The organism is Methylosinus sp. LW4, assembly GCF_000379125.1.
Classification (GTDB): domain Bacteria; phylum Pseudomonadota; class Alphaproteobacteria; order Rhizobiales; family Beijerinckiaceae; genus Methylosinus.
The window spans coordinates 1,131,538-1,150,650 of sequence record NZ_KB900626.1; the positions used below are offsets into that span (position 1 = coordinate 1,131,538).

At 65.2% G+C, this 19,113-nt stretch carries 24 protein-coding genes; 6 read left to right on the forward strand and 18 right to left on the reverse strand.

Annotated features, from left to right (window positions below; all coding sequences use genetic code 11):
- Nucleotides 1–50 precede the first annotated feature (50 nt).
- Nucleotides 51–1,409, reverse strand: coding sequence for an outer membrane beta-barrel protein (locus tag METLW4_RS0105745; protein ID WP_018265252.1), 1,359 nt, complete (start codon nucleotides 1,407–1,409; stop codon nucleotides 51–53).
- Nucleotides 1,410–1,505: 96 nt separating this feature from the next.
- Nucleotides 1,506–2,093, reverse strand: coding sequence for a polysaccharide biosynthesis/export family protein (locus tag METLW4_RS0105750; RefSeq protein ID WP_018265253.1), 588 nt, complete (start codon nucleotides 2,091–2,093; stop codon nucleotides 1,506–1,508).
- A gap of 195 nt (nucleotides 2,094–2,288) precedes the next feature.
- Between METLW4_RS0105750 and METLW4_RS0105760 the strand changes: the two genes are divergently transcribed.
- The 4 genes from METLW4_RS0105760 to METLW4_RS24110 all read left to right on the forward strand — a co-directional run bounded on the left by METLW4_RS0105760 (nucleotide 2,289) and on the right by METLW4_RS24110 (nucleotide 6,354).
- Nucleotides 2,289–2,849: a TadE/TadG family type IV pilus assembly protein gene (locus METLW4_RS0105760; protein WP_018265255.1), complete on the forward strand. Its 561-nt coding sequence runs from the start codon at nucleotides 2,289–2,291 to the stop codon at nucleotides 2,847–2,849.
- A 95-nt stretch (nucleotides 2,850–2,944) separates the two neighbouring features.
- Nucleotides 2,945–3,433, forward strand: a complete 489-nt coding sequence (locus METLW4_RS0105765; RefSeq protein WP_245258413.1) for a pilus assembly protein — start codon at nucleotides 2,945–2,947, stop codon at nucleotides 3,431–3,433.
- 20 nt (nucleotides 3,434–3,453) lie between these two features.
- Nucleotides 3,454–4,890, forward strand: a complete 1,437-nt coding sequence (locus METLW4_RS0105770) for a TadE/TadG family type IV pilus assembly protein (protein WP_018265257.1) — start codon at nucleotides 3,454–3,456, stop codon at nucleotides 4,888–4,890.
- Nucleotides 4,891–4,962: 72 nt separating this feature from the next.
- Nucleotides 4,963–6,354, forward strand: coding sequence for a carbohydrate porin (locus METLW4_RS24110; protein WP_018265258.1), 1,392 nt, complete (start codon nucleotides 4,963–4,965; stop codon nucleotides 6,352–6,354).
- A 105-nt stretch (nucleotides 6,355–6,459) separates the two neighbouring features.
- Here METLW4_RS24110 and METLW4_RS0105785 read toward each other — a convergent pair whose 3' ends face one another.
- Nucleotides 6,460–6,906, reverse strand: coding sequence for a four-helix bundle copper-binding protein (locus tag METLW4_RS0105785; RefSeq protein ID WP_018265259.1), 447 nt, complete (start codon nucleotides 6,904–6,906; stop codon nucleotides 6,460–6,462).
- A gap of 180 nt (nucleotides 6,907–7,086) precedes the next feature.
- On the opposite strand from METLW4_RS0105785, the gene METLW4_RS0105790 reads away from it, so the two are divergent.
- The gene (locus METLW4_RS0105790; protein WP_018265260.1) at nucleotides 7,087–7,317 is read left to right on the forward strand and encodes a hypothetical protein; all 231 of its coding nucleotides are present in this window, start codon (nucleotides 7,087–7,089) and stop codon (nucleotides 7,315–7,317) included.
- A 15-nt stretch (nucleotides 7,318–7,332) separates the two neighbouring features.
- Here METLW4_RS0105790 and METLW4_RS24115 read toward each other — a convergent pair whose 3' ends face one another.
- From METLW4_RS24115 to tpiA, 6 genes are all read right to left on the reverse strand, one after another.
- Nucleotides 7,333–7,641, reverse strand: a complete 309-nt coding sequence (locus METLW4_RS24115) for a hypothetical protein (protein WP_018265261.1) — start codon at nucleotides 7,639–7,641, stop codon at nucleotides 7,333–7,335.
- 81 nt (nucleotides 7,642–7,722) lie between these two features.
- On the reverse strand, nucleotides 7,723–7,935 hold the full coding sequence (locus tag METLW4_RS0105800; protein ID WP_018265262.1) for a hypothetical protein: 213 nt from the start codon (nucleotides 7,933–7,935) through the stop codon (nucleotides 7,723–7,725).
- A gap of 106 nt (nucleotides 7,936–8,041) precedes the next feature.
- The gene (locus METLW4_RS0105805; RefSeq protein WP_018265263.1) at nucleotides 8,042–9,130 is read right to left on the reverse strand and encodes a 3-deoxy-7-phosphoheptulonate synthase; all 1,089 of its coding nucleotides are present in this window, start codon (nucleotides 9,128–9,130) and stop codon (nucleotides 8,042–8,044) included.
- A gap of 211 nt (nucleotides 9,131–9,341) precedes the next feature.
- Nucleotides 9,342–9,713, reverse strand: coding sequence for an HIT family protein (locus tag METLW4_RS0105810; protein ID WP_018265264.1), 372 nt, complete (start codon nucleotides 9,711–9,713; stop codon nucleotides 9,342–9,344).
- 53 nt (nucleotides 9,714–9,766) lie between these two features.
- Entirely contained in the window at nucleotides 9,767–9,997 is a 231-nt protein-coding gene (locus METLW4_RS0105815; RefSeq protein WP_018265265.1) for a hypothetical protein, read from the reverse strand.
- A gap of 101 nt (nucleotides 9,998–10,098) precedes the next feature.
- Nucleotides 10,099–10,857, reverse strand: coding sequence for a triose-phosphate isomerase (gene tpiA / locus METLW4_RS0105820; RefSeq protein WP_018265266.1), 759 nt, complete (start codon nucleotides 10,855–10,857; stop codon nucleotides 10,099–10,101).
- Nucleotides 10,858–11,067: 210 nt separating this feature from the next.
- Between tpiA and ndk the strand changes: the two genes are divergently transcribed.
- On the forward strand, nucleotides 11,068–11,490 hold the full coding sequence (ndk, locus tag METLW4_RS0105825; RefSeq protein WP_018265267.1) for a nucleoside-diphosphate kinase: 423 nt from the start codon (nucleotides 11,068–11,070) through the stop codon (nucleotides 11,488–11,490).
- A gap of 1 nt (nucleotide 11,491) precedes the next feature.
- On the opposite strand, the gene METLW4_RS0105830 is transcribed toward ndk, so the two are convergent.
- The 9 genes from METLW4_RS0105830 to sufC all read right to left on the reverse strand — a co-directional run bounded on the left by METLW4_RS0105830 (nucleotide 11,492) and on the right by sufC (nucleotide 19,051).
- A complete protein-coding gene (locus METLW4_RS0105830) occupies nucleotides 11,492–12,202 on the reverse strand; it encodes a glutathione S-transferase family protein (protein WP_018265268.1) in 711 nt (236 codons plus the stop codon).
- Nucleotides 12,203–12,568: 366 nt separating this feature from the next.
- Nucleotides 12,569–13,222: a phosphoribosylglycinamide formyltransferase gene (gene purN, locus METLW4_RS0105840; protein ID WP_018265269.1), complete on the reverse strand. Its 654-nt coding sequence runs from the start codon at nucleotides 13,220–13,222 to the stop codon at nucleotides 12,569–12,571.
- Complete coding sequence (gene purM, locus METLW4_RS0105845; protein WP_018265270.1) at nucleotides 13,219–14,286, reverse strand: phosphoribosylformylglycinamidine cyclo-ligase; 1,068 nt, start codon at nucleotides 14,284–14,286, stop codon at nucleotides 13,219–13,221. Before purM ends, purN begins: the two co-directional genes overlap by 4 nt.
- Nucleotides 14,287–14,446: 160 nt before the next feature.
- On the reverse strand, nucleotides 14,447–14,815 hold the full coding sequence (locus METLW4_RS0105850; RefSeq protein WP_018265271.1) for a HesB/IscA family protein: 369 nt from the start codon (nucleotides 14,813–14,815) through the stop codon (nucleotides 14,447–14,449).
- A 57-nt stretch (nucleotides 14,816–14,872) separates the two neighbouring features.
- Nucleotides 14,873–15,298, reverse strand: a complete 426-nt coding sequence (locus tag METLW4_RS0105855; protein WP_018265272.1) for a VOC family protein — start codon at nucleotides 15,296–15,298, stop codon at nucleotides 14,873–14,875.
- A gap of 15 nt (nucleotides 15,299–15,313) precedes the next feature.
- Nucleotides 15,314–15,724, reverse strand: a complete 411-nt coding sequence (locus METLW4_RS0105860; RefSeq protein ID WP_018265273.1) for an iron-sulfur cluster assembly protein — start codon at nucleotides 15,722–15,724, stop codon at nucleotides 15,314–15,316.
- Between the two features lie 15 nt (nucleotides 15,725–15,739).
- Nucleotides 15,740–16,990: a cysteine desulfurase gene (locus METLW4_RS0105865; RefSeq protein WP_018265274.1), complete on the reverse strand. Its 1,251-nt coding sequence runs from the start codon at nucleotides 16,988–16,990 to the stop codon at nucleotides 15,740–15,742.
- Complete coding sequence (sufD, locus tag METLW4_RS0105870; protein ID WP_018265275.1) at nucleotides 16,987–18,321, reverse strand: Fe-S cluster assembly protein SufD; 1,335 nt, start codon at nucleotides 18,319–18,321, stop codon at nucleotides 16,987–16,989. Before sufD ends, METLW4_RS0105865 begins: the two co-directional genes overlap by 4 nt.
- Nucleotides 18,302–19,051 carry a Fe-S cluster assembly ATPase SufC gene (sufC, locus tag METLW4_RS0105875; RefSeq protein ID WP_018265276.1) on the reverse strand — a complete coding sequence of 250 codons (750 nt, stop codon included), beginning with the start codon at nucleotides 19,049–19,051 and terminating at the stop codon, nucleotides 18,302–18,304. Before sufC ends, sufD begins: the two co-directional genes overlap by 20 nt.
- Nucleotides 19,052–19,113 lie beyond the last annotated feature (62 nt).

Here is a 19,113-nt window from a genome sequence, read left to right on the forward strand (position 1 = left end):
GGGCGGGTCGAGGGCGGCGCATGCGCGGCCGGCTGCCGGGCGCGGCGCGCTCAATAGCGATAGGTCACGCCGGCCGACACGACATTCTGCGCAAATCCCCAGCTCGCCGTGGAATAGCCGATGGCGCCGAAGACGCCGCTGACATTGGAGCTGGTCTTCTGGAGCTGATAGTCCAGCGAGATCGCGATATTGCGCCAGAATGTGTAGCTGACGCCGACGCCCGCCGCCCAGATCGTGTCGGCGCGCGGCGAGTTGGTCCAGCGCGTCTCGCCATAGCCGCCGCGCGCATAAGCGGTCCAGAATGGGGAGATGGCGTAGTCGATCTGCAGCTTGGATTGCGTGTTGAGCGTCGCCGGCGACCATTGGCCGAGACTGCCCGCGAGGGCTGTCGGCGCGGCGGCGGCGGCGAGCATTTGGTCGACCGTCGCGGTCAATGTCAGATAGGGCGTCGGATAATAATGCAGCCGCGCGCCGAAGGCGGGCTTGGCGACCTCGCCGCCGGAAAAATTCTGCAAGCTGGACTGGCTCTGATAGCCGCCATAGACCTCGCCGCGGAACAGGCTGATGAGCTCCGAGCCGAAACCGCCGACGATGCGATAGCCATTGGTGTCGGAGATCGAGCTCTCATAGCGGCGCAGATCGAGCGTCGGCTCGACGAAGCCGTAGAACATCGGCGAGAGCCACAGGCCGCCGCGCAGCGAGGCTCGATAGCTCAATCCATTCTGCGCATCGCCGCTCGCGGCGAGCGAGGCGATGGGACGGCTGTCGTAGGACACATATTGCACGCCGGTTGTCGCGCGGACGAACCAATCGGCAATCTTCTTCTCGACGGCGAGGGAGCCGGTGATCTGATTGGAGAATTGCTGCGAGGCCGACACTGTATAGCCGGTCGGAACAGTGACATTGGGCGCCGTGGCTCCGAAATTGGAGCCGAAGAGCCCGCTCTGCCGCGTGTAATCGGCGGAAAGATACACGTTGAGGTCGTTGAAAGGCGACCAAATGTGATTGATCCCGGCGCGGCCGGCCACATTGGTGGGGTCGACATCGGTCGTCGGCGTCGGCGACAGCCGGAATTGCGAGCCGAGCCCCGGATAGAATTGCGCATCGGCGCTCACATAGGCGGTGGTCTTGTGCAGGCCATTGTCGAGGCCCGCCTGGACCGACGGCCGCACGCGCACGCCGACGGCCGAGCGCCGATCCGTGGCGGTGGAGTAGATATTGTCGTTGAAGACGGAGCCGATGAAGAGGGACGGATAGACGATCCAGCCGTCGATCGCGAGGCCTTCCTCGGGACTTGGACCCATGGCGGTGACGCCGGCCGGAATTTCCTCGCCGCGCGCGACGGAACCGCCGGAAATTATGAGCGCGATCCCCGCCGCGACGCCATTCGGCAGCAAATTGCTCTTCATAACGCCCTCTCGAAGGCGTTCAGCTTGTAAGTGAAACGCGCTCGCAGTCAAGCCTGCGCCCCTTAGTCCCTCGGGGCGCGGCGCGGGGCGGCGCCGTCAAAAATAGCGCTCCGGCACGCGCACGAGATCGCCCGGCAGCACGGGAATCGTGGGCGCCAGCGGATATTCCTTGAACCCCTGCTCGCCCACATGCTGGATGAGAACGGTCGATCGGCTGGCCCGATAGGTCGAGCCGCCGGCGAGCGCGATCGCGCTCATCACATTGAGTCCGCTCTTGAACGAATATTCGCCGGGCTTGCCGACCTCGCCCATTATGTAGAAAGGGCGAAAGCTCGCGACATCGACTGTCACCTTGGGATTGCGCAGATATTCGCCGCGGAATTTTTTGGCCAATTCCTGTTCGAGCTGCGGCTTGCTGAAGCCGGCCGCCTTCACCGTGCCGGCCAGCGGCAGCGAAATAAAGCCCGCGGGGTCGATCTCATATTCGCCGGAGAGGCGGTCCTCGCCGAAGACGGTGACGCGGATTTTCTCGCCGGGCTGCAGATTCGGCGCGGTGGTCGCCGCATTGCGAATCAGCGCCTCGCGCTCTTCCGCCGAGACAGGACCGAGATTGGAGCCGCCGTCGCACCCCATGAGTGCGAGAGAGAGCGAGAGGCAGAGGCCGGCGGAACGGAAAAACGACATCGATCTCGAATGTCCTCGTCCTGAGATGGCGCGAAGCCGCAGTAGATAAGTGCCCCGCGCGCGGCGCGTCAATACGAAGGCGCGTCGCGCTCGCGCCTCGGGGGCCGGCGCCGCGCCGCCGGCGGAAATAGCCGAGCTCTGGTAACTCTTTGTTTGGCGGCTCCGGTCATGCTGCGGCGGGAAGCGAGAACAGGCATGCGCGGCGAGGACATAGACGAAGGAGCGGCGAAGCCGCGCGCCCGTGGCGCGGGGCTGCTCGCCTGTCGTCGCGGCGGCGCGATCGTCGAATTCGCCTTCATCGCGGCGCCGCTGTTTGCGATTCTGATCGCGATCTGCCAGGTCGGCGTGGTGTTTCTCGCGCAGCAGGAGCTCGAATCCGCCGTCGAGAAATCGGCGCGCACGCTGCTCACCGGCGCGGTCCAGAAGGGCGGGCTCGACCAGACGCAATTCAAGAACACGGTCTGCGGCGGCCTCACCGCGCTCTTCACCTGCACACAGGTGATGGTCGATCTTCAATCCGCCAGCGCCTTCTCCTCCGTCGACACATCGGCGCCGACTCTCACTTACGATTCCAGCGGCAATGTCACCAATAGCTGGAAATTCCAGACCGGCGGCGTCGGCAGCATTCTCGTGCTGCGCGTCATCTATCAGTTCCCCGTCGTCGGCGGCCCGCTCGGATTCAATCTCGCCAATCTGCCCAATGGCAAGCGCTTGCTGATGGCGACAGCCGTCTTCCAGGTGGAGCCCTACTCGTAAGCATCGGAGTCGGCTTCTTGAGCATGCGTCGCCTTTGTCGCCCCCTCTCGGTCTTCTTTCGTCCGGCGCGCGCGCTTCGGCGCGATGAGCGCGGCATGATCGCGGTCGAATTCGCATTGATGATTCCGATCGCTGTGCTGATCCTCGTCAGCGAGTTCACGCTCGGCGAGGCGATCACCATCAGTCGCAAGGTGGCGATCACCGGCCGCACGCTGACCGATCTCGTCGCGCGGCGCGCGAGCGTGTCCACCGCCGATCTCACGACGATATTGAACGCCTCGACGCAGGTCATTGCGCCTTTTTCGACCGCCAATCTGACGATCATCCTCGCCGAGCTCACGACCGATGGAAGTAACAATACGACCGTCACGTGGAACGAGCCCCTCAACACGACAGGTCTCGTCAATGGCTCGACCTTCGTGCTTCCGACCGGCATGGCGCAGCTGAACACGTCGCTGATCTATGCCTATGTGCGCTATGATTACACGCCGCCCTTCGGCGCCAAGATGATCCCGGTGGTGCCGATCCGCTACACATTCTACATCAACCCCCGCATCACCTCATCCGTGCCACGGGTGAATTGAACCAAAAGGCCACGCGACGCATGACGATCTTTCGGGCCCTCGGCAGATTCTTCGCGCATCGCCGAGGCAATGTCGCGATCATATTCGCGCTGACGGCGATCCCTCTGATGATCGCCGCCGGCGGCGCGATCGATTATGCGACCGCGGGGCGCATCAAGACGCAGCTCTACGCCGCGGCCGACGCCGCCGCGCTCGCCGCGACGACGCCGCCGATGATGCTGAAGTCTTGGACCGTCGCCCAGGCGGCGGCGGCGACGATGTTCGCCGCTCAGATGACGCAGATCACGCGAGTGACCTATGACGCCGCTAGCCTCACGATCAACGGCGGCGACACTCCTGCGTCCGGCTCCATGACGCGCAACGTGTCGGTCACCTATACGACGAAGGTGCAGAATTCCTTCGGCGCCTTCTACGGCTTGCGGACATCGAACATAACGGTGACCGCCTCGGCGAGCGCGACGACGGCGCGCAATATCGACTTTTATCTGCTGCTCGACAATTCGCCGTCTATGGAGCTGCCCGCCACGCAGGCGGGCGTGACGGCGATGAACGCCTTCGGATGCGCCTTCGCCTGCCATGAGAAGAATGTCAGCGACAATGAATACTCGACGCCTTATCCCGGCTGGGGAACGATCGACAGCTATTCCTACGCCGAGAACAACGGAATAAAGCTGCGCATCGACAATGTTCGGGACGCGGCGATGAGCCTCGCCACGACTGCGCAATCGACGATGGCCTCCAATGGCGCGACCTATCGCCTCGCGGCCTATAGCTTCAATTACGGCGTGACGATGATGCAGAATCTCGTCCCGACGACGAGCGGCAATGTGAGCCACATCCAATCCAATATCGGAACGATGACGCCGCCGCTGATGGATTCGAATAATGTGCTCGCGGCCAATATGCCCTACACCTATCCGACCAGCGACTCGACATACGACACGGTCACGACGGGCGGCGCGTTGAACACCAATGATGCGATGACCGATCTCAATCAGGCGCTCACCAGATTGAACGCGACCATGCCTGCGCCCGGCAATGGCGCCCGCGTCGCCGGCGACAAGCCGCTGGAAGTGCTGATGCTGGTGACGGACGGCGTTATCGATGCGAGCTATTATTCCAGCGGAACCTGCACGACGTCGCTGAATTGGAACTATTCGAACGCCTATGGCTCGTTTTATCGTTGCCTGCAGCCGGTGGACACATCTTTCTGCACGACGATCAAGAACCGCGGAATTCGGATCGCGGTTCTCTATACGACCTATTATCCCGTGCCGAGCAATGGCTTCTATCAGGGAACCGTCGCTACCTTCGCCTCGCAGATCGCCGACAATATGAAGAGCTGCGCCTCTTCCCCCGATCTCTTCTTCGAGGTCAACACGGGCGGCGACATCAGCTCGGCGCTGTCGACCCTTTTCCTGAACGCCGTTTCCTCCGCCTCGCATCTCACGCAGTAGCGGCCGCGCTCGCGTTGATTTCCCGCGTCGCGGCCTTTACGCTGCGGCGGGGGGAATAGGCGAAGGACGAGAATGCAGGCGCTTCGGATCATCATCGGCTTCGGCGCGACATGCGCAGCGCTGGTCTTCGCGCAGGTCGCTGCGGCGCGCGGCGGCGATCATCATGATCCGACGCCGCAGAGCGACAATCCGCCGACTGTCGCGACGAGCCTTCCCGACACTCTGGCGCAGCCCGCGGCGGCGCGCGACGCGCTCGCCGCGCGCGGCTTCGAATTCGGCCTCAAATATATCGGCGAGACTTTCTCGGACGTCTCCGGCGGCTTGCGGCGCGGAACGATCTATGACGGCAAGCTGCGCATCGCCTTGGACGCCGATCTCGACAAGGCATTCGGCTTCACGGGCCTCGTCTTCCACGCCAACGCCTCGCAGCTGCATGGGCGCGGCATAGATCAATTCTACACGGGCGCGCTGATGCCCGTCAGCAATATAGAGGCGACGCCGACGACGCGTCTCTTCGAGGCCTGGCTCGAGCAAAGCGTCGCCGAGGGCGGCTCCATTCGCCTCGGCCAGATGGGCGCGGATCAGGAATTCATGACGCGCGCATCGGCGAAGATTTTCGTCAACAACAGCTTCGGCTGGCCGGCGCTCACGATCGTCGATCTGCCGGCCGGCGGCGCCGCTTTTCCGCTGTCCAATCTCGGCGCGCGCGCGAAATGGGAGACGGAGCGTTTCGCTCTTCTCGCCGCGGTCTTCGACGGCGATCCCGCCGGGCCGCAAGGCGCTTTCGAGTCTCCCGATCCGCAGCGACGCAATGCCGACGGCTTGCGCTTTCGTCTGAAGGACGCGCCTTTCGTCATCGGCGAGGGGCAGTGGAAATATGCGGTGGACGATCTGCCGGGCGTCGCCAAGATCGGCGGCTGGCGGCATTTCGGCGTGTTCGCCGATGAGCGTTTCGGCGCCGACGGACTTTCGCTCGCCGATCCTGCGAGCGTCGGCGTTCCATTGCGCCGTCGCGGCAATTTCGGCCTCTATGCGCTGGTCGATCAGCAGATCTTCAAATCGGAGGCGGGCGGCGCCGGCGCTTTCGCGCGCGCCGAGGTCGCGCCCAATGATCGCAACCTGGTGAATTTCTACGCCGACGCCGGCGTCTCTTTCCGTGGCGCGCCGGCGCGGCCGGACGATCTCTTCGGCGTCGCCGTCGGCTATGCGCGCGTCTCGAATGGCGCGCGTGGGCTCGATCGCGATACGGCGGCTTTCGGCAATCAATTCGCGCCCATTCGCTCCGGCGAGGCGCTGGTCGAGGCGACCTATATAGCGAGCCTCATTCCCGGCTGGACGCTGCAGCCGGATCTGCAATATATCCGCCGCCCCGGCGGCAATATCGCAGATCCGCGCGATCCGAATGGCGTCAGGAGCCTGCGCAACGCTCTGGTCGTCGGCCTGCGCACGCTCATCCGCTATTGAGACTTTAGAGCGCTATCCAATCCGATTGGATCGGATAGCGCTCTCGATTCTCGCGTGGGAGCGAATTCTGATCGATCGAACGATTCCGTTCGATCGGAAAGCGCTCTAGACGGAGACCTTGCGGCATTCGTCCGCGCAGGCCTTGCAGGAGTCGCCGCAGGCCTTGCATTCCGAATATTGCGGGAAGCGGTCGCATTCCTTCTTGCAGGCCATGCAAATATCGCCCACCGCCTTCGCCAGCGTCGGCGTGAAGGTCGAGTTCACCGCCGCCAGCGATTCGAGCGCGGCGCAGGCGGAGACGAGATCATAGGCGGCCTTGGTGCAGCCGGCCATGCTGGCGTCGTTCATCGACAACATGCCGAAGCAATGGCGCAGGCATTCATTGCCGGTGGAGACACATTCGGCGCTGGTCTTCATCAGCGCCTGAAATTTCGGCCCGTGCATCATGTGCCCGGCATGCGGATCGGCGGTGCGATCCTCGGCCAGCGCGCGCGTGGCGGAGAGGGCGGCGGCCGCGCCGACGGCGGCGGCGACGAATTCGCGACGTTCCATGGGGAGCCATCCTTTCGCTTCGGCCCGAGTCCGGCGGGCGAGAAAAGTTTTGCTCTAACTGGCGTTGACCGCAGAAGCTTCAATCCTTTTCCCGCGCGCGGGCGCGACGTTTCATTGCGCGCCCGCGCGTCGCACGCCATTTCTGGCGAGAGGGCGGGAGCGACGAGAGGGGAGGAGGAGATGGAGCGGGATATCATGCTCACCCTGGCGCGCAGCGACGCCGAGGCGCTGGTCGGTAGCCTGCGCCGACGCTTCGAGCGGCTCTGCGACATTCGCAAGGAGATTTGCGAGCCCGACGAGTTCGATGAGCTGGAGCGCGAGGAGCGCGCCTATTTCGACGCCGAGAATGCGCTGGTCGAGCGCATCATCGGCGAGCTGACGCGCGCGCTCGAAGCGGAGCCGCGCGCCTGATTCGCCGGCTCGGGCTCAGACGTCGTGGGGCGAAGGCGCCGTCGCGTCCCAGGCCAGCGGACGCGGCGCGCGCCGGCGCGTCTCCGGCCAGCGCGCCAGCAGCATGCTCAGCACGACCAGAAGATCGGCGGCTGCGCGCGATTGGCCGAGATCGACGAAGCCGCGAATATCCGCGATGAGAATATCGCGCACGGCGGCGGCTCCGCGATGGCGGTTGAGGAGATAGCTGGCCAGCGTCCGCTCATGCGCCTTCGAAGGGGCGACCCGGGCGAGCGGCAAGGGATCGAGGCCGCTCGGCGCCAGCATTTCGGCGATCTGCATCATCGGTCGGCTCCACGACTCGTTTCTGCCGCAGAGCGCTAAACCGACGACGATGACCTTTTGTGACAGTTCCTATCGTGGAATCTACCTATTCAGCGCAGCCTCGGCGCGGTCCTTCTCGCTCAGCAGACGCTCGGCGGTCTCGGCGACGCGAAGCCAAACGCCATGGCCGTCGCTGTCGCCTGCCGTTTGCAGATCGGCGGCGCGCGCGCGCGCATTGGTGGGCGCGTCCCGCCGTAGCCGGCGGGTGAGCGCGCGCGCATGTATCTCGACGGCCTGTTCCAGAGAAATTTCCATGACGTCAACTCCTCTCGCAGGCGGGCCGAGCCCCGCTCCCGCCGTCGCGCCCTAATTGTGTCGCATATGGGGCGGTCCCAGGGCGCTGCGGCGGATCGTCGCGGGGTCAGGCGCTCGCGGCCAGACCCGTGGACGCTCCGCCCGAGGCGCGCCGCTGCCCCACGGCGGCGGCGAGCCGGCGCAGCGCGGCGAGCGAGGTCGCCCAGTCGATGCAGCCGTCGGTGACGCTCTGGCCATAGACCAGCGGCTTGCCGGCGACGATATCCTGCCGTCCGGCGACGAGATGGCTCTCGATCATCAGGCCGATGATGCGCCGTTCGCCGGCCTCGATCTGCCGCGCCACATCCTCGACGACGGCGGGCTGATTCTCGGGCTTCTTGCTGCTGTTGGCGTGGGAGGCGTCGATCATCAGATAGGGGGAGACGCGCGATTTCTCCGCCTCCTTGGCGGCGGTGTCGACGCTGGCGGCGTCGTAATTGGGCGTCTTTCCGCCGCGCAGAATAATGTGGCAGTCCTCATTGCCGCTGGTGGAGGCGATGGCGGAGCGGCCGTCCTTGGTGACGGCGAGGAAATGATGCGGCTGCGACGCGGAGAGCACGGCGTCGAGCGCGATGCGCACATTGCCGTCGGTGCCGTTTTTGAAGCCGACCGGGCAGGAGAGGCCGGAGGCGAGCTCGCGATGCACCTGGCTCTCGGTGGTGCGCGCGCCGATCGCGCCCCAGCCGACGAGATCGGCGATATATTGCGGCGTCGTCATGTCGAGGAACTCGCAGCCGGCGGGCAGGCCGAGCTCATTGACCTCGAGCAGCAGCCGCCGCGCGAGGCGCAGGCCGGCCTCTATGTCGAAGCTGCCATCGAGACGCGGATCATTGATGAGGCCCTTCCAGCCCACCGTGGTGCGCGGCTTCTCGAAATAGACGCGCATGATGATCTCGAGCCGGTCGCCGAGCTCGCGCTTGGCCTCGGCGAGCAGGCGGGCGTATTCCAGCGCGGCGTCGGGGTCATGGACCGAGCAGGGGCCGATGACGACGGCGAGGCGATCGTCGCGTCCGCGCAAAATCTCGCGCAGGGCGGCGCGCGCGCCGAGCACGACGGCGCTCGCCTTCTCGCTGCGCGGAAGCTCGCGCATGATCTCGGCGGGCGGGCTCAATTCGGTGATCTTGACGATGCGAAGGTCGTCGGTCTCTGTCGGCACGGCGGGTTCCTTTTTTTATTTTGCGTCACGCCGGCGGAACAAAAAAGCCGCCAGCGGGACTGGCGGCTCTCGGGGTTTTCAGGCTTCGCGTCTTTTGCTCACACGCGCTCGCCTCCCGTCGCCGCCGGCGCAGGATAGCTAAAATACCAGTAGTAGCGCGCAGTGCGGACGAGGGTCATGGCGGCAGAGTTAAGCGGAGCGGGGCAGGGTGTCAACCGCGATGCGCCGGCGTTCTATTGGCCGGTTGCGCCGCAGGCGGCGGCGTATCCCCCGAGCGTCGAGGAATCAAATGGATGTGCGCATGAAAGATTTTCTGCCCCGCGGCGATCCCGATATTCGAGCCGAAATTGAATCCTTCGACTGTCGGATCTTCGAGGCGGATCGCTGCGCGGACTTCGGCGGCGAGCCGATGCAACGCTTCACGTTCGTCGGAGGTCGCTTCGAAAATGTCGGAGACATGCCGCTTCGTGACGATCAGCGAATGGAGAGGGCGCACCGGGAACTTGTCTCGAATCGCGAAAGCAAGCCCGTTCTCGCCGAGGAGCGCGAGCGAATGCGTCGAGCAGAAGGGACAGGAGACCATTGCTTTCTCTTACTCCTCACGTCGCCGCGGTTCGCGGCGCGCCCTTGACGGCCTCACGGCGCCGGCACGCAAAGTCCCGAATATCCGGTCATGCGCGTGTTCAGCGGCGTGCCGTTTTCCTTGCCTTCCGCGGCTATGCCGAGAGAAGCGCGCGGCTGCAGCTTGCGCGCGGCCTCGACGCATTTCTCCTCCGTGGCGTAGCCGGGAATGGCGTTGGTCGCCACTGCGCCGGCGGCCTGCGATGTGGTGACGACGAAGGTCGCGACGATGAGCGTGTAGGACATTGAAAATCTCCTCGCGAGCAATGAAAGGCGAATGAAAAAGTGACGAAGACGCCCTTACGCGCCGAGACTCTATCGCGAAACGATTGCGAGACTATCGCCGGTCAGCGATAGATTTCGGCGATTTCCAGAAACTCCTTCGCAGTCAAAGAGGCGCCGCCGACGAGCGCGCCATCGACATTTTTCACGCGTAGCAGCTCGGCGGCGTTGGCGGGCTTCACCGAGCCGCCATAGAGAATGCGCGTCGCCTCTGCGCCGGCGCCGAAGAGGGCGGTGAGCCGGGCGCGGATGGCGGCGTGCATTTGCGCGACGTCGAGAGGCGTCGGCGTGAGGCCGGTGCCGATCGCCCATACGGGCTCATAGGCGACGACGATATGATCCGGCGCGACGCTTTGCGGCAGCGAGCCGCCCAGCTGCGCTTCGACGATCGCGGATGCGCGGCCGGCGTCGCGCTCGGCGCGCGTCTCGCCGACGCAGACGATGGGCGTGAGCCCGGCGCGCAGAGCGGCCTGCGCCTTGGCGCGGATGAGCGCATCGCCCTCGCCATGATCGGCGCGCCGCTCGCTATGGCCGACGATCACGTAAGACGCGCCGGCGTCGGCTAGCATTTCGGCGGAAATATCGCCCGTATGCGCGCCGCTCGGCTTTTCGTGGCAGTCCTGCCCGCCGAGCGCGATTTTCGCGCCGGCGAGAATGCGGGCCGCGCGCTCCAGCAGAATGACGGGCGGGCAGATCGCCAGCTCGACCTTGTCGCGCAAGGCGGCGTCATAGCGCGCGGCGATGGTTTCGATCTCGCCGAGCGACGCCGTAAGCCCGTTCATTTTCCAATTTCCGGCGACGAGCGGGCGCGGCGTGAAAGGCATGTCCGGGCGTTCCTCTCAAATAGAAGCGATGAAGCGAGCAATTCTGGCCATATCAGCGCTCGCCGCCAGGGGCAATTCGCCGCGAGGCCGCGCGGTTGCGGCCGAATGGAAAATTGTCGCCGTTCGCGCCGGGTTGCCGGGCGTCCGGCCGACGGCTATAAGCGCCGCGATCTAAAATCCCATCCTCGAACTCGACGAGACGACGCGCCCATGGCGATCGAACGCACATTCTCCATCATCAAGCCGGACGCCACCAAGCGTAATCTTACCGGCAAGATCAACGCCCTCATCGAGGACGCTGGGCTCCGCATCGTGGCGCAGAAGCGCATCCAGCTGACGCGCGCGCAGGCCGAGACCTTCTATGGCGTCCATAAGGAGCGCCCCTTCTTCGGCGAGCTGATCGAATCGATCACCTCCGGCCCGGTCGTCGTCCAGGTTCTGGAAGGCGAGGGCGCCATCGCCAAATATCGCGCCGTCATGGGCGCGACCAATCCGGCCAGCGCCGATCCGGGCACGATCCGCAAGGAATTCGCCGTCTCTATCGGCGAGAATTCCGTGCATGGCTCCGACGCGCCGGAGACGGCGGCGATCGAGATCCCGCAGTTCTTCTCCGGCAATGAGATCGTCGGCTGAGTCAGCCGGCGGCATAGCTCGGAAAATAGGCGGCGAGCAGCCGGTCGCGATAAGCGACGAGATTTGGCTTGCTCGCCACCGCATCGCGGAGCGGCGACACGAGCTCGGACACCAGCGTCTCCGTCACCATGGCGAAGGCGGCGGCGTCCGCCGCGCTCGGCGCCGCGCCGAAGAGATAGGGCTTGTCGCCGAGCAGGGTGGAGAGCGCGTCTATGTCGCGCCGCCCGAGCTCGGCGAGCTGCTCATTCGTATGACGGCCGAGTCCCTGCGCCGTGAGCGTGCGGGCGATCTTCTTGCGGATCAGCGCTTTGGCCAGCGGTCGCACGATCGCTGGCGCGCGCGAGAAGAATTGCGCCGGCCCGCGCGCGAAATTGCCGTCGTCGATCCAGCGCGCCTGCACCAGCAGCCAGTAATAATGCTCCTCCAGCATTTTCTCGATCGCCCAGCCGGCGGCGCGCTGCTCGGGCGTGAGGCCGGCGTCGAAATCTATGCCATAGGTTTTTTCGAGATAGAGGCGGATGAAGGTGGAATCGGCGACGATGGTCCCCTCGTCGTCGATGAAGGGCAGCTTGCCCTTGGGCGCGCGGCCGAAGCCGGAATGATCCTCGACATAGCGAAGTCCGGCGAATTTCAGTAGCGCCATGGTCTTGAGCACAAAGGGGCTTGCATCCGGGAGGCCGAAATAAGGGCCGAACGAGTATAATTTTATCATTGTCGAAACCTCTCTGCGGAAGCCGCTTCGAGAATATGATCGAGAAACTGCAAAGATCATATTCGTGACCGACAAAGATTAGTAAGTCTCGTATCTTTGCGTTAACATTGGGGCTGATCCGCATGACGGCGGCAAGGGCAATCTGATGACGAAACGCTGGGTCTATTGGGGGGCGATGGCGGCAGGCTTGCTGGCGCTCACGATTCTGCTCGTAGCGACGCCCTTCGACGGCGCGCTCGGCCTCGCAAAGCTTTTGGCTATCGGCGTCTATCTCTGCTGGTTCGCGCTTCCGAGCCCCTGCAAGGGCGGCGCGTCCTATCCCTTCGGCCATGGCTTTCGCCCGGGCGCCGGATGTCCGCGGCAGGATCAGCCGGGGGAGGGGACGGCGAGCGCCGGCTGTGGCGACGCGCTCGCGCCGACAACGCGATTGCCCTCGACTCTGACGGCGCCGGAGGCGACGAGCCGCAAGGCGCGCGGATAGAGCAGATGCTCCTGCTCGAGCACGCGCGCCGCGAGACTGTCGGGCGTGTCGGAATCGAGCACGGCGACCGCGGATTGGGCGACGATCGGCCCTTCGTCCATTTCTGGAACCACGAAATGCACGGTGCAGCCGTGGATTTTCACGCCATCGGCGAGCGCTCGCTCATGCGTGTGCAGGCCGCGAAATGACGGCAGCAGCGCCGGGTGAATATTGAGCATGCGCCCACGCCATTGGCCGATGAACCATGGCGTCAGCAGCCGCATGAAGCCGGCGAGGCAGAGAAATTCGATTCTGTGCGTCTCCAGCACGATCTGCAGCGAGCGCTCGAACTCCTCGCGGCCGGCGTAGATTTTGTGATCGACCGCGGCGACGGCGATTCCCGCCGCCTTGGCCTTGGCGAGGCCTGCGGCCTCCGGGCGATTGGAGACGACCAGCGCGATCTCGGCCGGAAAATCCGGCGCGCGGGCCGCCTCGATCAGCGCGTCCATATTGGAGCCGCGCCCGGAAATGAGGATCGCTGTGCGCTGCCGCCGGCTCACAGCGGCAGCGTCCCGCGCGTGACGACGCGCGGCCCGTCGCCCGCCGATGTGATCTCGCCAATGGCGATCGGCGTCTCGCCGGCCTCGCGCAGCGCCGCCACGGCTTCCTCCGCGCCATCCTCGGCCACCACCACGACCATGCCGATTCCGCAGTTGAAGGTCCGCAGCATTTCGGCTTCCGCGACGCCGCCCGTCAGCGCGAGCCAGGAGAAGACAGGCGGCGGCCGAAATGCGCCGAGATCGAGCGCGGCGCCGAGGCCCTTGGGCAGCACGCGCGGCAGATTGTCGGGAAAGCCGCCGCCAGTGATATGGGCGAGGGCGAGGATTTTCTCGCTGCGCTTCAGCGCCGCCAGCAGCGGCCTCACATAGATGCGCGTCGGCGTGAGCAGCGCCTCGGCCAGCGTCTGCCCGGCGGCGAAGGGCGCGGGGGCGTCCCAGGCGAGGCCCGACTCGGCGACGATGCGGCGGATGAGCGAGAAGCCGTTGGAATGGGCGCCGGAGGAGGGCAGGCCGTAGAGGAGATCGCCTTCCTTCACCTCGGCGCGCGGCAGCAGGCGGGAGCGCTCGGCGGCGCCGACGGCGAAACCGGCGAGATCATAGTCGCCCTTGGAGTAAAGACCCGGCATTTCCGCCGTCTCGCCGCCGAGCAGCGCGCAGCCGGCCTCGACGCAGCCGGCGGCGATCCCCGAGACGACGGCGGCCGCCGCATCCGGCTCGAGCTTGCCGCTCGCATAATAGTCGAGGAAGAACAGGGGCTCGGCGCCCTGCACGACGAGATCGTTGACGCACATTGCGACGAGATCGACGCCGATCGTGCCGTGGAGGCCCGATTCTATGGCGATCTTGATCTTGGTGCCGACGCCGTCATTGGCGGCGACCAGCACCGGATCGGAAAAGCCCGCCGCCTTGAGGTCGAAGAGGCCGCCGAAGCCGCCGATCTCGCCATCCGCGCCCGGACGGCGCGTCGCGCGCACGGCGGGACGGATGAGGTCCACCAGCCGATTTCCGGCGTCTATGTCGACGCCGGCCTGGGCGTAAGTGAGACCTTTTTGTCCTGCCGCCATTGCGATATCCCGCGCTCGATTTCGAGCCTGCGGCCTAGCGCCTTACGCGGCCCGGCGCAATCCGTTTTGCGGACCGGCCGGCCGATAGAGAGCCTGAAGGCTCACGGTCCAGGGCGCACATTGGACCGCGAGCCTTCAGGCTCGCATCTGATTCCCGGGCTCAGCCGGCCACATGCTTTTCCGCGACGCTCGGATCGACCGGGTTGAGCTCGACGCTCTCGCCGCAGCCGCAGGCCGAGGTCTGGTTCGGGTTCTGGAACACGAAGCTCGACGAGAATTGCTGCACGTCGAGATCCATGCGCGTGCCGAGCAGATAGATGACCGCCTGGCCGGCGACGATGACGCGCGCGCCTTTTTCCTCGATCACCTCGTCGCCGGGCGCGGGCTCGGCCAGCTCCATCTTATAGGCCATGCCGGCGCAGCCGCTCTTCTCCACCCAGATGCGCAGGCCGATATTGGGGTTCTCGGCGCCGGCGAGCAGGCCGCGCACGCGCTCCGCCGCGGAGTCGCTGAGGCTCATGACGTTCATCTGTTCGCTCCCTACATCCCTTCGTCCGCCGCGTGGATGCGCGGCTCGACGTCGCGATCAATAATTCTTCCATATGCCCGGCGTCGCCAGCTCGACGAGATTGTCGTCTGGATCGCGGAAATAGAGGCTCCGCCCGCCGCGCGGCCACTCCATCCGCGCCTCGATCGGCACATTCTTCTCCGCGAGCCGTCGCTCCCACAGGCCGAAATCCTCGGGCCGGATCGCGAGCGCGAAATGCAAGCGCCCGCGACCTTCGTGCGGCGGTATTTCGCCCCCCGGCAGAACCACCGCCTCGCCCATTGCTTCCCGCGCGAACAGTAGAAGCACGCTGCGCGGTCCGCAATCATAGGCGATCAGCCGCGGATCGGAGAACATGGGCTCGAGGCCCAGCGCATCCTCATAAAAACGCGAGGCGCGCGCCAAATCCTCGACATAGAGAGCCGTCTCGAGACACCCGTCGATTTTCGGCGCGGGCGCTTCCATCGGCTCTCCTCATTCTCACCACATGTCGAGCGTCATGCGGGCTTCGTCCGACATGCGGCTCTGATCCCATGGCGGCTCGAAGACGAGCTTGACGATCACGGCCATCACGCCCGGCACCAAGCTCACCGAGCTCTGCACCTGCTCGACGATCGTGCCAGCGACGGGGCAGCCCGGCGCGGTCAATGTCATGTCGATATAGACGACGTCCTCGGGCGTGATATCGATATTGTAGATGAGGCCGAGCTCGAAAATATCGGCAGGAATCTCGGGGTCCTGCACGGTCTTCAGCGCGGCGATGATGCCTTGCGTCAGCCGCTCGACATCTTCCTTGGACCGGCCCGCGGGCAGGGGCTGATGCTCCTCCCGCGTCAGCTCCCGACCGGTCACGACTTCCTGCGGCTCCACCGCGTCATCGGTCTTGGTCACGATTCTGTCTCCTTATCAAGAAAACAGCGCCTTCGCTTTCAGCAGCGCTTCCGCCAGGCGGTCGACCTCGTCGCGCGTATTATACATTGCGAAAGAGGCGCGGCAGGTGGAGGTGACGTTGAAGCGCTGCAACAGCGGCATGGCGCAATGGGTTCCGGCGCGCACAGCGACGCCAGAGCGGTCGATGACGGTCGCTATGTCGTGGGCATGGGCCTCCGGCATGTCGAAAGCGACGATCGGTCCTTTGTCCTTGGCGTGACCGAAGATTCGAAGCCCCGGTATAACCGAGAGGCGCTCATGCGCATAGGCGGTGAGATCGGCCTCATGGGCGCGGATCGCCGGGCGGCCGATCTTCTGCATATATTCGAGCGCCGCGCCGAGCCCCGCCGCCTGCACGATCGGCGGCGTGCCGGCCTCGAAGCGATGCGGCGGCGTGTTGTAGGTCACATAGTCGCGCGTGACCGTCTCGATCATCTCGCCGCCGCCGGCGAAGGGCGGCAGCTTTTCCAGCCACTCGCGCTTGCCATAGAGAGCGCCGATGCCGGTCGGCCCATAGAGCTTATGGCCGGTGATGATGTAGAAATCGACGTCCAGCGCGCGCACGTCGACATCGAGATGCACCGCGCCCTGCGAGCCGTCGACGAGCACCGGCACGCCATGAGAATGAGCGATGCGCACGATATCGGCGATCGGCGTCGGCGCCGCCAGCACATTGGACATATGCGTCAGCGCGACGATCTTCGTCTTCGGCGTGATGAGCTTCTCGAAATCCTCGAGCGAGAAGACGCCGTCATCGTCGGTCTCGATCCATTTCAGCACCGCGCCCTTGCGCTCGCGCAGGAAATGCCAGGGCACGATGTTGGAGTGATGCTCCATGATCGAGAGGATGATCTCGTCGCCCTCGCCGATATTGGCGAGGCCGAAAGAGGAGGCGACGAGATTGATCGCCTCCGTCGCGCCGCGCGTGAAGATGATCTCCTCGCGCTCGCCGGCGTTGAGGAAGCGGCGCAAGGTCTCGCGCGCGCCCTCATAGGCGTCGGTCGCCGCATTGGCGAGATAATGCAGGCCGCGATGCACATTGGCGTATTCGTGCTCGTAGACCTGGGAGATGCGCTCGATCACCTGTCGCGGCTTCTGCGCCGAGGCGGCGTTGTCGAGATAGACGAGATCCTTGCCATAGGGCTTTTCGGCCAGGATCGGAAAGTCGCGGCGGATCGCCTCGACGTCATAGGCGGGCGTGGCCTCGGCCAAGAGCGGCTGGTTCACTTCGCTCCCCCTCGCTTGCCGAGCCAGCTGCGGATGCGCTCGAAATAGACGTCGCGCACCGCTTCCTCGCCGAGCGCCTCGACGATCTCGCCGGCGAAGCCTTCGATCAGCAGCGCCTCGGCCTCATGCTTGGGCAGGCCGCGCGCCACCAGATAGAAGAGCTGGTCGGCGTCGAGACGTCCGCAAGTGGCGCCATGGCCGCAAACGACGTCGTCGGCGAAAATCTCCAGCTCCGGCTTATTGTTCATCGTGGCGTTCTCGCTGAGCAGCAGAGCCCGCGACTGCATGGAGCCGTCAGTCTTCTGCGCGCCCGGGCGCACCACCACCTTGCCTTGGAACACGCCGGTCGATTGGCCGTCGAGCACGCTGCGGAAACGCTCACGGCTCTGGCAATGGGCCGCGGCGTGCTCGACGACGAGCGTCGTATCCGCATGGTCCTTGCCGCCGAGCAGGGAAATTCCGTCGAGCGCGACGCTCGCCTCCTCGCCGGCGAGCCGCGCGAAGATTTGCCGGCGCACCAAGCCGCCGCCTTCGACGAAGCCGAGTGATTTGAACGACGCCTTCGCTTGCGCGGTGACGAGCAGGCTGAACAGCCGTATCGCCGCTTCCGACTGCGGGCCGACGTCGGCGATATGCTCGACCTCGGCGCCGGCGCCGATCGCGAAAGCGAGAACGTGATTCTCCTGCGCGCCGGAAGGCGCGAGGGCGAGCGACGTCTCGACGATCTTCGCCTTGGCGCCGTCGCCGACGACGACCAGAGAGCGTGTGAAGGAGGAGCGCGCCTCGTCGCCGGTGGAGACCAGCAATATTTCGATCGTCTTCGCCACTTCCGTCGCCGGAGCGACGCGCAGAACCACGCCGTCCTGCATCAGCGCCGCATTGAGCGCGACCACCGCATCGGCGCCGGCGTTCTCCGGCAGACCCAGCGCCGTGAGGACGGAAGCGTCCTCCTTGGTGAGGACGTCGGCGAGAGAGGCGAGCTCGACGCCGGCCGGCAGAGAGGCGACATCGGACAGATCGGGACGGAAAGCGCCGTCGGCGACGACGAGACGCACGCGGCCGAGGCTCGCCGGCGGCAGAGTGACGGCGCCCGGCGCTCCGAGAGGAGCCACTGTGCGCAGAGAGGCGCGCAGATCGGTGTAGTGCCACGCCTCGACGCGACGCGTCGGCAACCCTTTACGCGTGAAGAACTCCCACGAGGCCTGGCGCAACGCGGGCGCGCCCTTGCCCTTCATCGCCTCGAAGGCGCCGGCGAAGGCCGTCTCGGCCTCGCTCTTCTTGTCGATCGCCTGCACGGTCATGATCTCACCCTCACGCCGCTTCGCCGACATAATCGCGATAGCCGCTCTTCTCGAGCTCGAGCGCGAGCTCCGGGCCGCCGGTTTTCTGAATCTTGCCCTTGGCCATCACATGCACAGTGTCCGGCTTGATGTAGTCGAGCAGGCGCTGATAATGCGTGATGACGAGGAAGCCGCGGTTCGGCGAGCGCAACGCGTTCACGCCCTCGGAGACGATGCGCAGAGCGTCGATGTCGAGGCCGGAGTCGGTCTCGTCGAGAATGCCGAACTTGGGCTGCAGCAGGCTCATCTGCAGAATGTCCATGCGCTTCTTCTCGCCGCCGGAGAAGCCGACGTTCAGCGCGCGCTTCAGCATGTCCATGTTGATGCCGAGCTTGGTGGACGCCTCGCGGATCAGCTTCATGAAGTCCGGCGTCTGCAGCTCTTCCTCGCCGCGCGAGCGACGCTGCGCGTTCACGGCGGCCTTGAGGAAGGTCATCGTCGCGACGCCCGGAATCTCGACCGGATATTGGAAAGCGAGGAACACGCCCTTGGCGGCGCGCTCATGCGGCTCGAGGCCCAGAATATTCTCGCCGTCGAGCAGCACCTCGCCCTCGGTGACGTCATAGCCCTCGCGGCCGGAGATGACATAGGAGAGCGTGGATTTGCCGGTGCCGTTCGGCCCCATGATGGCCGCCACCTCGCCGTCCTTCACCGTGAGGTTCAGCCCGTCGAGAATTTTGCGCTCGCCGATGGAGACGTGGAGATTCTTGATTTCGATCATGGTCTCGTCCTGTTGGCTGTTCGCTGTCTTGCGAGGGACGTTGCAATTCGGGGGCCGCTCTT

Excerpts from the sequence above, each read along its gene's own strand:
- METLW4_RS0105745 (WP_018265252.1), bottom strand. The coding sequence starts at position 1,409 with ATGAAGAGCAATTTGCTGCCGAATGGCGTCGCGGCGGGGATCGCGCTC.
- METLW4_RS0105750 (WP_018265253.1), bottom strand. The coding sequence starts at position 2,093 with ATGTCGTTTTTCCGTTCCGCCGGCCTCTGCCTCTCGCTCTCTCTCGCA.
- METLW4_RS0105760 (WP_018265255.1), top strand. The coding sequence starts at position 2,289 with ATGCGCGGCGAGGACATAGACGAAGGAGCGGCGAAGCCGCGCGCCCGT.
- METLW4_RS0105765 (WP_245258413.1), top strand. The coding sequence starts at position 2,945 with ATGATCGCGGTCGAATTCGCATTGATGATTCCGATCGCTGTGCTGATC.
- METLW4_RS0105770 (WP_018265257.1), top strand. The coding sequence starts at position 3,454 with ATGACGATCTTTCGGGCCCTCGGCAGATTCTTCGCGCATCGCCGAGGC.
- METLW4_RS24110 (WP_018265258.1), top strand. The coding sequence starts at position 4,963 with ATGCAGGCGCTTCGGATCATCATCGGCTTCGGCGCGACATGCGCAGCG.
- METLW4_RS0105785 (WP_018265259.1), bottom strand. The coding sequence starts at position 6,906 with ATGGAACGTCGCGAATTCGTCGCCGCCGCCGTCGGCGCGGCCGCCGCC.
- METLW4_RS0105790 (WP_018265260.1), top strand. The coding sequence starts at position 7,087 with ATGGAGCGGGATATCATGCTCACCCTGGCGCGCAGCGACGCCGAGGCG.
- METLW4_RS24115 (WP_018265261.1), bottom strand. The coding sequence starts at position 7,641 with ATGATGCAGATCGCCGAAATGCTGGCGCCGAGCGGCCTCGATCCCTTG.
- METLW4_RS0105800 (WP_018265262.1), bottom strand. The coding sequence starts at position 7,935 with ATGGAAATTTCTCTGGAACAGGCCGTCGAGATACATGCGCGCGCGCTC.
- METLW4_RS0105810 (WP_018265264.1), bottom strand. The coding sequence starts at position 9,713 with ATGGTCTCCTGTCCCTTCTGCTCGACGCATTCGCTCGCGCTCCTCGGC.
- METLW4_RS0105815 (WP_018265265.1), bottom strand. The coding sequence starts at position 9,997 with ATGTCCTACACGCTCATCGTCGCGACCTTCGTCGTCACCACATCGCAG.
- tpiA (WP_018265266.1), bottom strand. The coding sequence starts at position 10,857 with ATGCCTTTCACGCCGCGCCCGCTCGTCGCCGGAAATTGGAAAATGAAC.
- ndk (WP_018265267.1), top strand. The coding sequence starts at position 11,068 with ATGGCGATCGAACGCACATTCTCCATCATCAAGCCGGACGCCACCAAG.
- METLW4_RS0105830 (WP_018265268.1), bottom strand. The coding sequence starts at position 12,202 with ATGATAAAATTATACTCGTTCGGCCCTTATTTCGGCCTCCCGGATGCA.
- purM (WP_018265270.1), bottom strand. The coding sequence starts at position 14,286 with ATGGCGGCAGGACAAAAAGGTCTCACTTACGCCCAGGCCGGCGTCGAC.
- METLW4_RS0105850 (WP_018265271.1), bottom strand. The coding sequence starts at position 14,815 with ATGAACGTCATGAGCCTCAGCGACTCCGCGGCGGAGCGCGTGCGCGGC.
- METLW4_RS0105855 (WP_018265272.1), bottom strand. The coding sequence starts at position 15,298 with ATGGAAGCGCCCGCGCCGAAAATCGACGGGTGTCTCGAGACGGCTCTC.
- sufD (WP_018265275.1), bottom strand. The coding sequence starts at position 18,321 with ATGTCGGCGAAGCGGCGTGAGGGTGAGATCATGACCGTGCAGGCGATC.
- sufC (WP_018265276.1), bottom strand. The coding sequence starts at position 19,051 with ATGATCGAAATCAAGAATCTCCACGTCTCCATCGGCGAGCGCAAAATT.